The organism is Nonomuraea sp. B10E15 (assembly GCF_039871615.1).
Classification (GTDB): Bacteria; Actinomycetota; Actinomycetes; order Streptosporangiales; family Streptosporangiaceae; genus Nonomuraea.
Map to the genome: position 1 here is coordinate 533,888 of NZ_JBDPMB010000001.1, position 15,943 is coordinate 549,830.

General features: G+C 73.1%; 12 protein-coding genes. 6 read left to right on the forward strand and 6 right to left on the reverse strand.

The features are described 5' to 3' along the window. Positions 1-43 precede the first annotated feature (43 nt). Positions 44-892, forward strand: a complete 849-nt coding sequence (locus ABGB14_RS02530) for a pyridoxal-phosphate dependent enzyme (RefSeq protein WP_347641862.1) — start codon at positions 44-46, stop codon at positions 890-892. Here ABGB14_RS02530 and ABGB14_RS02535 read toward each other — a convergent pair. The 3 genes from ABGB14_RS02535 to ABGB14_RS02545 all read right to left on the reverse strand — a co-directional run bounded on the left by ABGB14_RS02535 (position 817) and on the right by ABGB14_RS02545 (position 2,551). After that, positions 817-1,488, reverse strand: coding sequence for a DUF6766 family protein (locus ABGB14_RS02535; protein WP_347641863.1), 672 nt, complete (start codon positions 1,486-1,488; stop codon positions 817-819). The genes ABGB14_RS02530 and ABGB14_RS02535 overlap by 76 nt on opposite strands. Positions 1,489-1,567: 79 nt before the next feature. Continuing rightward, positions 1,568-1,951, reverse strand: a complete 384-nt coding sequence (locus ABGB14_RS02540; RefSeq protein ID WP_347641864.1) for a hypothetical protein — start codon at positions 1,949-1,951, stop codon at positions 1,568-1,570. Positions 1,952-2,005: 54 nt separating this feature from the next. Further along, complete coding sequence (locus ABGB14_RS02545) at positions 2,006-2,551, reverse strand: hypothetical protein (protein ID WP_347641865.1); 546 nt, start codon at positions 2,549-2,551, stop codon at positions 2,006-2,008. Positions 2,552-2,673: 122 nt separating this feature from the next. Between ABGB14_RS02545 and ABGB14_RS02550 the strand changes: the two genes are divergently transcribed. From ABGB14_RS02550 to ABGB14_RS02565, 4 genes are all read left to right on the forward strand, one after another. Continuing rightward, positions 2,674-7,608 carry a tetratricopeptide repeat protein gene (locus ABGB14_RS02550; protein WP_347641866.1) on the forward strand — a complete coding sequence of 1,645 codons (4,935 nt, stop codon included), beginning with the start codon at positions 2,674-2,676 and terminating at the stop codon, positions 7,606-7,608. Positions 7,609-7,679: 71 nt separating this feature from the next. Beyond that, entirely contained in the window at positions 7,680-8,414 is a 735-nt protein-coding gene (locus ABGB14_RS02555; protein ID WP_347641867.1) for a TetR/AcrR family transcriptional regulator, read from the forward strand. Next, positions 8,411-10,942: a PEP/pyruvate-binding domain-containing protein gene (locus tag ABGB14_RS02560; RefSeq protein WP_347641868.1), complete on the forward strand. Its 2,532-nt coding sequence runs from the start codon at positions 8,411-8,413 to the stop codon at positions 10,940-10,942. The genes ABGB14_RS02555 and ABGB14_RS02560 overlap by 4 nt, the downstream gene beginning before the upstream one ends. 14 nt (positions 10,943-10,956) lie before the next feature. Beyond that, entirely contained in the window at positions 10,957-11,100 is a 144-nt protein-coding gene (locus ABGB14_RS02565) for a hypothetical protein (protein ID WP_347641869.1), read from the forward strand. A gap of 63 nt (positions 11,101-11,163) precedes the next feature. On the opposite strand, the gene ABGB14_RS02570 is transcribed toward ABGB14_RS02565, so the two are convergent. Both ABGB14_RS02570 and ABGB14_RS02575 read right to left on the reverse strand, forming a co-directional pair. Further along, positions 11,164-12,339 (reverse strand): FAD-dependent monooxygenase, encoded by a 1,176-nt coding sequence (locus tag ABGB14_RS02570; RefSeq protein WP_347641870.1) that lies wholly within the window; start codon positions 12,337-12,339, stop codon positions 11,164-11,166. Further along, positions 12,336-12,923 carry a TetR family transcriptional regulator gene (locus ABGB14_RS02575; protein WP_347641871.1) on the reverse strand — a complete coding sequence of 196 codons (588 nt, stop codon included), beginning with the start codon at positions 12,921-12,923 and terminating at the stop codon, positions 12,336-12,338. Before ABGB14_RS02575 ends, ABGB14_RS02570 begins: the two co-directional genes overlap by 4 nt. A gap of 190 nt (positions 12,924-13,113) precedes the next feature. Between ABGB14_RS02575 and ABGB14_RS02580 the strand changes: the two genes are divergently transcribed. Next, positions 13,114-15,102, forward strand: a complete 1,989-nt coding sequence (locus ABGB14_RS02580) for a translation factor GTPase family protein (RefSeq protein ID WP_347641872.1) — start codon at positions 13,114-13,116, stop codon at positions 15,100-15,102. Here the strand turns inward: ABGB14_RS02580 and ABGB14_RS02585 are convergent. Then, positions 15,099-15,851: an intradiol ring-cleavage dioxygenase gene (locus tag ABGB14_RS02585; protein ID WP_347641873.1), complete on the reverse strand. Its 753-nt coding sequence runs from the start codon at positions 15,849-15,851 to the stop codon at positions 15,099-15,101. The two genes, ABGB14_RS02580 and ABGB14_RS02585, sit on opposite strands and share 4 nt — an antisense overlap. Positions 15,852-15,943 lie beyond the last annotated feature (92 nt).

Here is a 15,943-nt window from a genome sequence, read left to right on the forward strand (position 1 = left end):
TATCGAACACTCCTCAACATAGGCCCGACCGTAGACTAGCGCCATGGAGGAACTCCTGGACCCAGGGCTCGGCCAGGTCCGGGTGTTCCTGGCGCACGACGACAACAAACCGCGCAAGCTGAAGTACAACCTGGGGCGCTCCCGGCTGCTGACGTTCGGCGGCCCCTACTCCAACCACATCAGGGCCGTCGCCGAGGCCGGCCGGCGGCACGGGATCGAGACGATCGGCGTCATCAGGGGCGAGGAGCACCGGCCGCTCAACCCGGCACTCGCGCACGCCGCCGCCTGCGGCATGACGCTCGCCTACCTCGACCGGGCCTCCTACCGGCTCAAGCACACCGACGAGGTGCAGGCCCGGCTGCGGGAGCGGTGGGGTGACGACGTGGTGATCCTGCCGGAGGGCGGGAGCAACGCCGCGGCCGTGCGCGGGTGCGCGGAGCTGCCGGGGGAGATCGCCGGCGACTACGACGTCATCTGCTGCCCGGTCGGCACCGGGGGCACCCTGGCCGGGATCTCGGCGGGGCTGCCCGAGGGGAAGCGGGCGATCGGGTTCGCGGTGCTCAAGGGGGCGGGGTTCCTCGCCGGTGAGGTGGCCAGGTTGCAGCGGGAGGCGTACGGCCGTACGTGGCCGAACTGGGAGATCAACCTGGACTACCACTTCGGCGGATACGCCAAGTCGACCCCGACCCTAGAGCGATTCATCACGAAATATCGAGTCGAACGGATCTACGTGGCGAAAATGCTCTACGGCATCTTCGACCTCGCCCGCCAGGGCGCCTTCGAGCCCGGCACCCGCGTCGTCGCCGTGGTCACCGGTCAGCCCTCCACCCCGGTCGAGGCGTGCGGCGCCCCGACCGGCTTCGACTCGGGCGAGCCGCGCTGCCGCAGATAGATCGAGAGCACCACCATCGACAGCACGGCGAGCAGTTCCGACTGCCAGTTCTGCAGGCTCCGGTTCCAGAACTCCGGCGAGGTGACGTACGCGCTCCACGAGACCGGATCGCGCAGGTCGGTCAGCCGGTCGGCGTTGTAGGCCGCCTGCCCGGCCACCGACTGGGCCAGCCACGACAGCAGGAAGACGGCGCCCATCACCAGCCCCAGCGAGTTGCTGAACAGCCACAACCGCAGCCCTCTGGCCCGCGCCCAGGCGGGCGAGCCGGCCTCGGCGTAGCGGCCGATCCGCTGCTGCTCGTCGGACTCCGCCCCCTCCTCGCCCGGCTCCTTCGACTCGGGCGAGCCGCGCTGGACGAGCCAGACGGTCACCACGATGAACAGGAAGAACTGCAGGTACTCCGACTGCCAGTTCTCGGCCACGTCGACCGCGAAGGACGACGAGGCCACGTAGTCCGGCAGCGAGACCGGCTCCGCGCCCGCGGCCATCTGCCGGTCGTTGTAGTCGAGCAGCCCCGCCACGGCCTGCCCGCACACCGCCAGCACGAACAGGACGAGGAACGTCACGGAGAGGGCGTTGTCCCTGAACCGCCTCACAGCCGCGACCATCCGATCGCGAAGAACCACGCCAGCCCCGCGACGATGACGAGCGTGGTGAGCGCGAACATCACTCGCATCAGTCCTCCACCTCGCACTCGTAGGGAAGGTCGCGAACCGGCCGGCAGCCCGCGGCCCTCACCCGCCAGCCGTCGCTGAACCGGTGCAGGAAGACCGTGTCGCCGGTCAGGCGCACCTGGGCCTCCTCGCCCCACACGCTCACCGCGGTGGGCCGGCCGCCGGGGCCCAGCCGCACCTCGCGCAGCGCGTCGGCGCAGGTCTGGCCGGGGCCGGGCAGCTTCTCGGCCGTCCTGCGGGCGAGCATGGAGCACGCGCTCGCCTCTTGCCGCCCGGCGATCGCGGCGTGGAAACGCTCCGCGGCCCGCGCGGGGGAGGCGGTGTCCACGGAGCAGCCGGCGACGGCGAGGACGGCCAGCGCAGGCACGGCGAACGGGAACCTCATGCGCCTCCTGCTACCCGTCCGTACGCCGGGCATGCCGGAGCGGCTGGTCGCCCGTCAGCCCAGCTGGTCGAGCACCGGCGACACCAGAGCGTTGAGCTCGCGGACCAGGACCACCACCGCCCGGTGGGCGCTCTGCTCGACCTCGTCGTGCGGGCCCTCGGGCTCCGGCGGCAGGTCGTCGAGCGGCACCGGCGCCTCGACCAGCAGCGTGGCCCGCAGGAACGGGATCCTGGCGAGATCCTGCTGGGTCGGCTCGACGTACTGGCCGAAGGTCTCCTGCCAGCCCAGCCATCCCCGGTCGCGCCACCAGGCCCGCGACCGGGTCAGCTCCTCCGGCAGCGGCGAGACGACCCTGACGCGGGCGTAGAGGGTGCCGTCCCAGGTGTTGCGGTGGCAGGTCGCCTCGAGGACGCGGCGGTCCCACCGTACGTAGCCGGGGGTCAGCGACGGCGGCGTGGCCAGCCGCCAGGCCGCGCACGCGAACCTGACGGGCGCGATGTCACCCCAGTCGAACTCCTCGAGGTTCTTGCGCACGTGTACGGCATAGCGCCCGTCACGGTCCCTGTCGAACTCCTGGTCGATCCAGAACGCGTTGCCCATGGGCACCACGCTACGGTGCGGCTCCACATCTCGGTGCGTCGGCTCCGAGATCCCGGAATGGCTGTGACCAAGCGTGGCGTATGTGTAGCTTTTTCACATTATTGGATGACCTTGGAGAGACGATGGCGTCAGAACAGCTCGACGCGGCCATGAAGCACTGGGAGGCGGGAGATCTCGACGAGGCCGCCGCGCTGTTCAGGCAGGTCGCGGCCACGGGTGACCCGGAGGCGTCCCACCTGCTGGCGGGGGTGCTGCAGGAGCAGGGAGACCTGGACGGCGCCGAGGCGGCGCACCGATCGGTGATCCAGTCGGGGGATCCGGTGTTCGGGCAGCGCTCGGCCATGGCCATGGGCATGATGCTGGTCAACGCCAAGGAGTGGCCGGCGGCCCACCGCGTGCTGACGATCGCCTCCGACGGCGCCGACTTCGAGGTGGCCGCGCTCGCCGAGACGGCCATGGTCCTGGTGTGCACCCAGCTGGGCGACGCCCAGGGCGCCCAGGAGGCGCTCGAACGTGCCCGCAGGTGTGACAGCCCCGCCGTGGCCGAGCTGGCCGCGCGGCTCGAACTGCCGGAGTTCGAGCAGGATCCCGCCTCGGCCCACGACCTGTACGAGGCGGCCGACGGCGAGGACGACTACCAGGCGCTGCTGACCTGCGGCGACCCCGAGATCGTGTCGCTGTCGGCGTTCCGGCTCTACCAGCTGTACGCCGAGGCGGAGGAGTTCGACGCCGCCCGCGAGGTGTGCGAGCACGCCATCGCCGTCGGGCACCCCGACCACCTGGCCATGGCGCACAAGCTGCTCGGAGCCGTCCTGGTGGACCTCGGCGAGTACGCCGACTCCGCGGACGCCTACCGGGTGGCCGCCGAGGACCCCAGGCCCGACATCCGGTTGCCGTCGCTGATCGAGCTGGCCAAGGTGACCGCGCAGCTCGGCGACGAGGACGAGACCAAGGTGATCTTCCACAGGGTGATCGCCAGCGGCCAGCGCGAGCACGCCGTCGAGGCCCAGGCGTGCCTGGCCCAGATGCACACCGAGGCGGGTGAGGTGCCCGAGGCGCTGGCCGCGCTGCGGGCGGTGCTGGAGGCCGGCGAGAGCGAGTGGGCATCGGTCAGCGTCACCCTGCTCGGCATCCTGCTCGAACAGCACCCCGGCGCCCACGACGAGATCATGGAGCTGACGGCGTTCGCGGCCGGGCACGCCGACGCCGACGCCGCGTACAAGGCCGGGCTGCTGCTCGACCACGACGCCATGCAGCAGCCGCTGCCCGACCCCGTCGAGGAGCAGGCGCTGCAGGACACCGACAACGGTCTCGCCCGGCTGCGCGACGGCGACCTGGCCGAGGCCAGACGGCTGCTGCGCAGGGCCGCCGACTCGGAGGCGCCGGCGCAGTCGCTGCGGGCCATGGTGGCGCTGGCCGAGCTGGAGCTGGGCGAGGGCGACCGGGAGCAGGCCGACGAGCTGCTGGCGTACGTGGCCGAGAGCTATGACCTGCTCCAGGGGTTCAGCGCGACGTTCCTGCTGCACCTGCTGAGGGAGCCGGGCGAGGAGCCGCACCCCGTGCTCGCGGCGATGCTCGACCACCAGCGGCTGGGCAGGGAGGAGGGGCTGGCCCGCTACCGCGCGACCATGGACCACCCGGACCCCGCCGTGGCCGCGATCGGGACCGCCGTGTTCGCCCAGGTGCTGGTCTCCATCGGGTTCGACCTGTCCCGCGCGGCCGAGCTGTTCGAGCGGGCGGTGGGCTCCGGCGACCCGCTGGCGTTGTCGTACACCGCCCTGATCAGCAAGGACGTGCTGCCGGACACGGACGAGGCGGCCGCGCTGCTGCGCCGGGCCTGGTCGGACGGCCATCCCGCGCTGGCGGCCTGGGTGGCGTACGCGCTGGGCGGGCTCGTCGCCGGGGACGACCCGCTCCTGGCGCGGGCCGCGTACGAGCGGGCCACGGCGGCGGAGCACCGGGGCCTGCGCCTGGAGGCCGCCGCCGACCTGGCGGGCCTGTACGAGAAGCAGGGCGACCTGCTGGCCGCCTGCCGCCTGCACGAGCGGTTGATCGCCCAGGGGGAGGGGGAGCGCAGCGCGCTGCTGCTGGGGTACACCAGGATCAGGCTCGACGACCTCGACGCCGCCCGCGCGGCCTTCGCGCTGGGCTCCGACGAGGTCAGCAGGTTCGGGCACGCGCTGCTCGGCCAGGACTTCGAGGCCGCCGCGGCGGCGTTCCCCTCGGGAGACGCGCAGGGGATGGCCGGCGCGCTCGCGATGGAGTGCGCGCACGCCTGGCAGCGCACCCGCCAGGCCGGCGCCGCCGACCGGGCGCTCTCCCTGCTGGTCGCGGCGGGGGATCCGGACCTGCGGCAGCGGGCCGGCTGCTACCTGGGCGCCCTGCGTGGCGACTCCGGTGACAAGCGCGGCGCCGTCGACGCGTGGCGGCAGGCCGCTGCCGGCGGCGACGACCACCTGACCGCGGTGGCGCTGCACTCCGCGGGACGGACGCTGATGGAGCTCGGCGAGCACGCCGAGGCCGCCGAGGCCTTCGCCGGGGTGCCGGAGACCGGCGACGAGGGCCTGCGGGCCCCGGTGGCCCTGGGGCTCGGCGAGGCGCTGGTGGCCTGCGGGCGCGTGGACGAGGCCGGCGAGCGGCTGGCCGCGGCGCTGGGCGGGGACGCGTCGCTGCGCCTCGCCCGGTTCCTGCTCGACCACGGCGACGCGGAGGGCGCGCTCGCGGCCATGACGGCCGCGCCGCCCGAGGTGACCGGGGAGTCGGAACGGCTGCGCGGCACGCTGCTGGCCAGGACCGGCGATCTGGAGTCCGCGCGGGCGGCGTTCGAGCGGGCGGCGGCCATGGACCCGGCCTCGGAGCCGCGGACCATGCTGGAGGCGGGCCGCTGCCTCATGGCGGCCGGTGACAGCGAGTCCGCGCGCTTCGCCCTGGAGCGGGCCGCCGCACAGGAGGACGACGCGTACGCCGCCGCCGTCTCCCGCCACCTCCTCGGCCGGGCCACCCCCGAGGAGCTGCCCTGGGTGCTGGCGGCGGAGGGCGACCGGCAGGGCGCGCTGGCGGCGCTGGCGGAGCAGACCGGCTCGGAGCCGGCGGCCGGGTTGCTGCTCGCGCTCGACGCCGAGGACCTGCCCGGCGTCCGCGACCTGCTGGCCGGCACGGACCCGGCCGGCCTGCAGGAGGCCCTGCGGGAGGTCATGTCCAGCGCGCGGGGCATGGACGACGGCGTGGCGGGCCCGTTCTACCAGCTGGTGGCCGAGCTGGGCGAGCCGGCGCTCGCGGCGGAGGCCAGGATCGACCTCGGCGCCGTCCTCGCGAACGAGGGCCATCACTGCCGGGCCGAGCTGAGCTTACTGCCGGCCACCGAGCGGGCGGAGACGGCCGCGACGGCCTGGCGCGACATCGCGGTCGTACGCCGGCGCCGCGGCGACCTCGATGGAGCCGTGGAGGCGGCCAGGGCCGCGCTGCCCGCCACCGCCCTGGTCCTGGCCGACCTGCTGGGCGAGCAGGGCGACGCCGGCGGCGTGCGCGCGGCGCTGGCCGAGGGGGCGGCGGCAGGCGATCTCGAATGCCGCCGCCACCTGCTCGTCCATCTGCTCCAGGAGCAGGACCACGACGCCCTGGAGCGGGAGGCCGAGCAGGCCGTGGCCACCGGCGACCCGGAGACCGTCGCCATGGCCTACTGGACGCGCGGAGACGCCTGCAAGGCCAGGGGCGACATGGAGGCCGCGGCGCGCGCCTACGGCATGGGCGTCGACGCCGGCTTCCCCGCCACCACGTCGAGCATGCGGGTGGACCTGGCCAGGGCGCTGCGCGAGCTGGGCGACGCGGAAGGGGCGGCCCGCGAGGTCCGGCTGGCCGTCGAGTCCGGCGACCCGGACGCGATGGCCAGGGGCGGCGTGCAGCTCGGCGTCTGGCTGCACGAGGAGGGCGACGATCTCGCCGCCGCGCGGGCGTTCGAGGTGGCCGCGGGCACCGGCACCGACCTGGCCGGGACCGCTATGAACAACCTCGAAACCCTCGCCCATCAGGCCTGCGGGAGCGGCGATCACCCGCTGGCCATGCAGGTGCTCGCGCTCATGGGGGAGAGCGCCGCCGAGGCGGCCCGCGGGCTGGGCGACCGCTGCGAGGACCCGGAGGCCGTACGCGGGTACTACGAGCTGGACGGCGCCGGGCCCTTCACCGACCTGCGGGTGGCCGAGCGGCTGGCCGAGCTCGGGTGTACGGACGAGGCCCGCGCGATCTACGAGCGGTTGCACGAGCACGACAACCCCGACGTGCGCTTCGTGGCCGGCGGCAGGCTGCTCGAGCTGCTCGACGCGGAGGGCGACTCCGAGGCCCTCTACGACCTGACCGAGCGCCAGGCGGGCGACGCCGACAGCCCGGCGAGAGGCGTGTTCGCCAGCCTGCTCGGCATGCTGCAGAGCGACCAGGGCGACACCGAGCAGTCGCTGCACACGCTGCGGGAGGCGGCGGAGGGCGGGGACCCGACCGTGCTCACCACGTTCGCCCAGGCGCTGGTCGAGGCGGGCGAGGTCGACGAGGGCCGCGAGGTCTACCGCCGGGTGGTCGACGCCGGCGACGCCGACCGGGCCGTGCGAGCCATGATCGGGATCGGGCGGACCTACCACGACGAGGACGGGACGCGGGCGCGCGAGTGGTACCGCAGGGCCGTCGACGCCGGAGACGGGCACCACGGCGCCGTGGCGGCCATGTACCTGGGCGCGCTGGCCAAGCGCGAGCGGGACTTCGGCGAGGCGCTCACCTGGTACCAGCGGGTCATCGACGCGGGCGACTCCGAGTCGGGGCTGGCCGCCGCGCATCTCGGCGAGCTCTGCTACTGGCTGGGGGACCGTGACGGGGCGCTGCGGTACTACGAGCAGACCCTGGGCCTGACCGAGCAGCCGGACCTGGTGGCCGAGGCGGCCTGCCGGCTGGGCGAGATCCGGTACGAGCGGGGCGACCTGGAGCAGGCCAGGCGGATGTTGCGCAGGGCGGTGGACACCGGCGACGCGTCGTTCGCCACCGAGGCCGAGGCGCTGCTCGCGAAGATCGGCTGACTGCGGCACGAGCTTGCGCATAATTTAATGACCGTTTAATCTCATCTAGTCAAACAAACGGGGTGAGATGCATGGTCAAGCCAGGACGACCGCCACAGGATCCGGCGCGCCAGCGCGAGCGGGCGCACCGGATCCTCGACGCCGCAACCGAGCTGGTTTTGCGGTGGGGCTACGACAAGACCACGATCGACGACGTGGCCAAGCACGCCGGCGTCGCCAAGGGCACCATCTACCTGCACTGGAAGACCCGCGACGAGCTGTTCACGGCGCTGCTGCGCCGCGAGCGGGTGCTCATGCTGGACGGCGTGCGCCGCGGCGGGCCCGCCACGCTCAGCGCGCTCTACGGCGCGTTCGCCCGCGAGCTGCTGCGCCGGCCCCTGCTCCACGCGCTGCTGGGCGAGGACTTCGAGATGCTCGGCAAGCTGACCCGCCAGAAGCTGCGCGGCACGAGCGCGCAGGAGCTGCTCCCGGCTCTGGGCTCCTACCTGGCCGAGCTGATCAAGCGCGGCGCCGTGCGCGAGGAACCGGGCGACCACGCCATGGTGGCCGGCGCCATCCTTTACGGGTTCCTGTTCATGCCCGAGGGCGTGCAAGGGGTCACCCGGCCCTCCCACGACAAAGTCGCGGCCCTCGTGGCCGACACCATCGAGCGCACCATGAGCACCGGCCGCCCGCTCTCCGGCGACGACGCGGACGCCGTGGCACGGGCCACGCTCGACTACCTCGACGCCGTCACGGAGATCGCGCAGACGAAGCTGGCGGCCTCGATGAACGACTACTCCAGCACCGCAGGGAGCGTGCGATGAAGGCAGTGATCCCCCTCGACGACGCCGCCGCCGACCTGGCGACCGCAGGTGGCAAGGGCTCCTCACTGGCCCGGCTGGCCAGGGCCGGGCTGCCCGTCCCCGGCGGGTTCCACGTCACGACCGACGCCTACCGCGCGTTCGTGGCGGACTTCCGCGACGAGATCCTCAGGGCGTCCTCGGCCGACCCCGCCGTGATCGCCCGCATGTTCGCCGAGCACGACATGCCCGCCGGGATCGCCGAGGAGATCCGCCACGCGTACGCGGCGCTCGGCGGCGACGTGCCCGTCGCCGTACGCTCCTCGGCCACGGCCGAGGACCTGCCCGGCATGTCGTTCGCCGGGCAGCAGGACACCTACCTCAACATCAGGGGCGACGCCCTGCTCGACGCGGTCAAGCGCTGCTGGGCCTCGCTGTGGAACCCGCGAGCCATCGCCTACCGCGACCAGAACGGCGTCCCCCACGACGACGTGGCACTGGCCGTGGTGGTGCAGGAGCTGGTCGACGCGGACGCGGCCGGCGTCATGTTCACCGCCAACCCGGTCACCGGCGCCCGCGGCGAGATCGTGATCAACGCCTCGTGGGGGCTGGGCGAGGCGGTCGTCGGCGGGCAGGTCACCCCCGACACGGTGGTGGTGTCCGGCGGAGCGGTCGTCCAGTCGCGCACCGCCGACAAGACGGTGATGACCGTCCGCACCACCACGGGCACCGAGGAGCGGCCCGTGCCCGGCGACCTGCGCGGCGCTGCCGTGCTCGACGACGCGCGGGCCGTGGAGCTGGCCGGGATCGGCGCGCGGATCCAGGCGCTCTACGGCACGCCGATGGACGTCGAGTGGGCCTCGCGCGACGGCGCGTTCGCCATCGTGCAGGCCCGCCCGATCACCGGCATCGCCTCCGAGGTCGAGGAGTGGAACGACAGCCTCAAGGGCGACTACCTGTGGACCGGCGGCAACCTGGGCGAGGCCATCCCTGATGTGATGACGCCGCTGACGTGGTCGTTCGTGCGGCTGTTCATCGCCGAGGCGATGTCCGCCTCGACCCTGCCCGGCTTCGACCTGGTCGGCAACATCGGCGGCCGCTTCTACATGAACCTGAGCGTCGTCCACTCCATCGCCACGGCTCTCGGCATGAAGAGCCGGCTCAGCGCGGTCGAGCAGGTCTTCGGCAAGGTCCCGCCCGGCCTCGACGTGCCGCTGGTGGAGGTCTCCCGGTGGGAGATCCTCAAGCGCGTGCTGCCCATGGCCGTGCGCATCCGCCGCCGCGTGCGGAAGAACCTCAAGGGCATGCACGCGTTCCTGGCCACCTCCCAGCAGCGCTGCGAGGACCTGCGGGAGAGGATCGCCGCCACCGGCTCCGCCGCCGAGCTGGCCGCCCTGTGGGACGCGGGGATCCGCGAGCACACGGTCACCGCCTGCAGCATGCTGGAGGCGGCCGGCCGCCAGGGCGGCACGACCCTGGTCTTCACCCGCGACCGCCTGCGCCGGCTGATGGGCGAGCTCGACGCGGAAGCCATGCTGACCGGGGTCAACAGCGACGGCGAGCTGGCCAGCCTGGGCCCGGTGATGGGGTTGTCCAGACTGGCCAGAGGAGAGATCACCAGAGCCGAGTTCGCCCGCACGTACGGCCACCGCGGAGCCCACGAGTTCGAGGTGTCGATTCCGCGCCCCGGCGAGGACCCCGGCTGGATCGACGCCCAGCTCGCGGGACTGGGCGACCTGCGGGACGACACGGAGGCGCTGCTCACCCGGCAGGCCAGGGCCAGGGAGGAGGCGTGGGCGCGGTTCGCCGAGCGTTATCCCCGCAAGGAGGCCGGGATGCGCGCCCGGGTCCAGCGGTGGAGCGCCGTGGTGCGCGACCGCGAGTCGACCCGTTCCGAGAACATCAGGGCCTTCTGGGTGCTGCGGGCCTTCGCCGTACGCGCGGGGGAGTTGACCGGACACGGCGACGACGTGTTCTTCCTGTACCTGGAGGAGCTGCTCGCCCTCCTGCGCGGCGACCAGGCGGCGCTGGAGCGGGTGCCCGTGCGGCGGGCCACCTACGAGCGGTACGCCGCGCTGCCGCCCTACCCGGCGCTGATCGTCGGCCACTTCGACCCGGTGCGCTGGGCCGCCGACCCCGGCCGCCGGGCCGACCTCCACGACGCGCGCGGGTCCTCCGTCACGGTGAGCGACACCGTGACCGGCTTCCCCGGCGCGCCCGGCGTGGTCGAGGGCGTCGCCCGCGTGCTCTCGGGTCCCGAGGAGAGCGAGCGGCTCAAGCCGGGCGAGATCCTGGTCACGACGCTGACGAACGTCGGCTGGACGCCGATGTTCCCGCGGGCCGCCGCCGTGGTGACCGACCTGGGGGCGCCGCTGTCGCACGCCTCGATCGTCGCCCGCGAGCTCGGCATCCCGGCCGTGGTCGGCACCGGCAACGCCACCATGCGGCTGCGCGACGGCGACCGCATCAGGGTCGACGGCGAGCGGGGCACGGTCGAGTCGCTGGAGTCACAAGACTCCGCCAAGGCGGGCGCTTCCGCGGGTGAGGTGTGATCACGTCGTTCGACATGATCGACCAACCGAACGCAGACGACGAACGCGAGCTGGAAGCGCGCTGCGCCCGCTTCAGGATCGCCAAGCAGGAACTCGACCGGGCCGGGCGGCGGCACGGCGACAGGGGCGAGGAGGACGAGGCCGGCTCCGCGGCGTGAAGGTGTCCCGAGCGCGGCGGCCGGCGTCGCGCGCGGCAGAAGCACGTCGTGCGTGAGGACGGGTCAGTCCTCACGCACGCTTTCGAGGACGTGCGAGCGGCCGCTGATCAGGCGGTGGCCGCCCGGACTGAGCGAGTTGACGAACAGGCGACCGGCTCCCGGCAGGGCGGCCAGCCGGAGCATCAGGTCGCGTACGGCGATCCGCCACCGGTGCGACGGGGCCATCCACGCGATGAACCGCCGCCCTGAGTCCTGGACCTCGGCGATGCCCGGCGCCATGCGCTCCTGGTAGCGGCCGAGCGCGCCGGGCAGGTCGCCGCCCGCGGTGAGCTCGTCGACCAGGACCCACGCCCCGGCCATGGCCATCGACGCCCCCTGCCCGGCGAACAGCGACACCGCCTGGCAGGCGTCGCCCACGAGCACGACCCGCCCCTCGTGCCAGCGCTCCATCTCGACCTGCGTCACCAGGTCGTAGTAGAGCTCGGGCGGGCCGGGACAGCGGGCCAGCACGTCCGGCAGGATCCAGCCGCGTTCACCGAAACCGCGGCGCAGCGCCGCCGCGGGGTCCTCCGGCAGCGCCGGGTCGGGGTCGCGGCGCAGGAACAGCAGGGACAGCCGGTCGTCGCCCAGCGCGTACGCGCCGGCCATCACACCGGGCTCGGTGAGCATCTGGTAGCGCGTGCCGATCTGCGCGCTGAGCCGCGCGTCCCGGAGGGTGAAGGCGGCCACGTGGTGACCGAGGAAACGCGGCGCCACGTCGCCGAAGGCGAGCTCGCGCACCCGTGAACGGGCGCCGTCGGCCCCCACGAGCAGGTCGGCCGCACGTGACGTGCCGTCCGTCAGCCGCACCGACACGCCGTCGGCGTGCTGGTCGAACGACTCGACGCTGGTGCCGTACGTGATGGGTGCGCGCACCTCGGCGGAGATCGCCCGCGCCAGGTCGCCGCGGAGCAGGCTCAGCACGTCGTCCAGGCCGGAGGGCAACGTCAGGCCGCTGGTCCGGCGGCCGTGCCGGTCGACGTAGCGGATCTCACGCACCGGGTGGCGGACGTCGAGCAGCCGGGGCATCAGCCCCATCCGCCGGGCGACCTGCTGGCCGGGACCGTAGAAGTCGATCATGTAGCCGCCGTCGCGGAACGCCGCCGCGCGCTCGACCAGCTCCACCTCCCAGCCGACGCGTTCGAGGTGCCAGGCCAGCGTCACCCCGGCGATGCCGGCCCCGCAGATGAGGGCTTTCACGTCGTCTCCTCTCCGGGCGGGATGCCCAGCATGGTCCGCAGCGGCACTGCCATCGCCGCCACGTCGAGGTCCGGGTCGAGCGAACGGTGGAGGACGACGCCGTCGAGCGCCGCGGCCAGCATCGCGGCCGCGGTCGTCGCGTCGCCCTGGTAGCCCGACTCCGCCAGCCACGCCGCGACGTGGGAGCGGAACGCGGCTATCTGCCCGCCCAGCCGCCCGCGCAGCTCGGGCAGCCGTGTCGAGGCCAGGAACATCTCCACGACCAGCAGGGAGGCGGGATCCGTGCCGCCGTAGCGCGACAGCTCACCCAGCAGCCAGTCGACGCCCTCGCCGATGCGGGGGCGGGCGCAGAGCTCGTCGGCGAGGCTGTCGAGCAGCCCTCCGGTGAAGGCGATCCCGGCCTCGACGAGCAGGTCGGTCACGGAGGCGAAGTGGTAGTGGACGACGCCGGGCGCCACCCCGGCCCGCTCGGCGACCAGCCGGGTGGTGACGCCGCCCCACCCCACCTCGGGCACGAGGCTGACGGCCGCGTCGAGCAGCCGCTGCCGGGTGGCTCTGCCGCGTACCGCGGAGGTTGGGGGCATCTTCCGTGCTTTCTGGACGTTTGACTTGGGCATGTGCCCAAATCATAGCGTACGAAAAATTCGTTTGCCAGCCGGTCGCGGCTCTGGTGTGCTGACCTCAGCCCAACGATCAGAAGGAGCACCACCATGCGAGCACCTGTCATGTCCACCCAGGAAGGAAGCCCCATCTCAGTGAAGGACATGACGTTCGGTGCCCATCCTCAATCTCGGGATCCTCGCGCACGTAGACGCCGGTAAGACCAGCCTGACCGAGCGGCTGCTGCACGCCGCCGGCGTCATCGACGAGCCCGGCCGCGTCGATGACGGAAACACCCAGACCGACTCCCTGGCCCTGGAGCGGCAGCGCGGCATCACGATCAAGTCCGCGGTGGTCTCGTTCGTCGTCGGAGACACCACGGTCAACCTCATCGACACGCCCGGCCACCCCGACTTCATCGCCGAGGTGGAGCGCGTGCTGAGCGTGCTCGACGGCGCGGTCCTGGTCGTCTCGGCCGTGGAGGGCGTGCAGCCGCAGACCCGCGTGCTCATGCGCACGCTGCGCCGGCTGGGCATCCCCACGCTGATCTTCATCAACAAGATCGACCGCCGGGGCGCGGACTCCGGCCGGGTGCTGGGCGAGCTCGCCGAGAAGCTCTGCCCGGCCGTCGTCTCCATGGGTTCGGCCGCCGGTCACGGCACGGCCCGCGCGTCCTTCACGCCGTTCGGCGACGAGCCCGCCTTCGCCGGCCGTCTGCTCGACGTGCTCGCGGACCAGAGCGAGGCGCTGCTGGCCGCGTACGTGCACGACGAGAGCTCCGTCTCGTACGCAAGGCTCCGCGCCGAGCTCGCCGCCCAGACGGGGGAGGCGCTGGCGCACCCGGTGTTCTCGGGCTCGGCGATCACCGGCGCCGGCGTCGACGCGCTGATCGCCGGCATCGAGGAGCTGCTCCCGGCCGCCGAGGGCGATCTCGGGGGCCCGCTGTCCGGTACGGTCTTCAAGGTCGAACGCGGCCCGGCGGGGGAGAAGATCGCCTACGTGCGCATGTTCTCCGGCACGATCCGCACCCGCGACCGGCTGAGCTTCGCCCGTGAGGGGGAGCCCGGCGCGCCCCGCGAGGGGAAGGTCACCGCGATCAGCGTCTTCGACCGGGGCGGCGCGGCGCCGGGCCCCGGGGTGGGCGCGGGCCGCATCGCCCGGTTGTGGGGCCTGGCCGACGTCCGCATCGGCGACACGATCGGCCTGCCGCGCAAGGCCGAGGCGCAGGGCCATTTCCCGCCGCCGGCGCTGGAGTCGGTGGTGACGCCGGTCCGGCCCGGCGACCGTGGCGCGCTCCACGTGGCCCTCGCCCAGCTCGCCGAGCAGGACCCGCTGATCTCCCTGCGCCAGGACGACGTGCGCCAGGAGGTGTCGGTCTCCCTCTACGGCGAGGTGCAGAAGGAGGTCATCGAGGCCACGCTGCGCGACGACTACGGCATCGACGTCGCCTTCCGTGAGACGACCACGATCTGCGTCGAGCGGCCGATCGGCACGGGAGCCGCGGTCGAGGTGATCGCCAAGGATCCCAACCCGTTCCTCGCCACCGTCGGGCTGCGCGTCGAGCGGGGCCCGCGCGGCGGCGGGGTGGAGTTCCGGCTGGAGGTGGAGCTGGGCTCGCTGCCGTACGCGTTCATGAAGACGATCGAGGAGACCGTGCACGAGACGCTCCGTGAGGGCCTGCACGGCTGGCAGGTCGTCGACTGCGTGGTCACGCTGACCCACACCGGCTACTGGGCCAGGCAGAGCCACATGGGAGGAGGGTTCGACAAGAGCATGTCGAGCACCGCGGGAGACTTCCGCAACCTGACGCCGCTGGTCCTGATGAGCGCGCTGGCGCAGGCCGGCACCATGGTGGAGGAGCCGATGCAGAGCTTCCGCATCGACCTGCCCGCGGACACCGCCGGTCAGGTGCTGCCCGTGCTGGCCCGGCTGGGCGCCGTGCCGCGCGCCCAGTTCCCCGGCATGCTGGCGGGCGACATCCCGGTGGCCGGGGTGCACGCCCTGGAGCAGCAGCTGCCGGGGCTGACGCGGGGCGAGGGCGTGCTGGAGTGCGACTTCGACCGCTACCAGCCCGTACGCGGGCCGGTTCCCGAGCGCCCGCGCACCGATCACAACCCGCTCAACAGGAGGGAATACCTGCTGCGCGTCGTCCGGCGGGTCTAGCGGCCGTCCCGGCCGGGGTCGGCCGACAGGGCGATCGCGCCCAGGTAGCCGTCGCCGTCCTCCACGACCGTCATGAGCATGCCGTCGCGGTAGTCCTCGTCCTTCTCGTTGACCGTGTCGCGCCCGGGGTTCGCGGAGTACGGGGGCCTCGCCAGGACCGCGGCGTTGAGCGACTCGTCGAACATCAGCTGCGTGCACAGAACGCGCCGGTCGCTGACGTGGACCATGACGTGGATGTGCACGGTGCGGCCGGGGTACCAGCCCGGCCAGATCGTGGTGAACTGCACGATGCCGTCGGAGTTGGTGACCTGGGCGCCCCGCAGGTAACGCTTGTCGTCCGTGGGCGTCATATCGGTCATGAGCGGCATGCCGAGGCTGCCGCTCTTCGACTCGTGCTCGGCCCCCGAGTACAGACCGGCGGCGTCGCAGTGCCAGATCTCCACCACGGCGTCGCGCACCGGCCGGCACGTCGCGCTGTCCTGGATCCTGATGCCCAGCCGCAGCCGCACGCCCGGCTTGCCCTCGCGGATGTCGCTGCGGATCTTTCCGGCGTCGAAGTAGAAGGGTCCCTGCGTCGCGCTGGGCGTCAGCGTGCACGTGCCGGCGTCGGCGAGCAGCGAGGAGAGATCCGTGTTGACCGTGCCGGCCCTGGCACCGGAGGCCGACAGCAGGCCGCCGAGCCCGAGCGAGCTGACACCGGCGATCAGCCGCCGCCGGCTGACCCGCCGGCCCTCATGATCGTGTCGCATTTGAGTTCCTTCTGGGCGTTCCGTCCCCTGGCACGAACTTCTCACGGAACGACGGAAATCCCCCGAAGGCGCGGCGGTGACCAGGCGTTCTC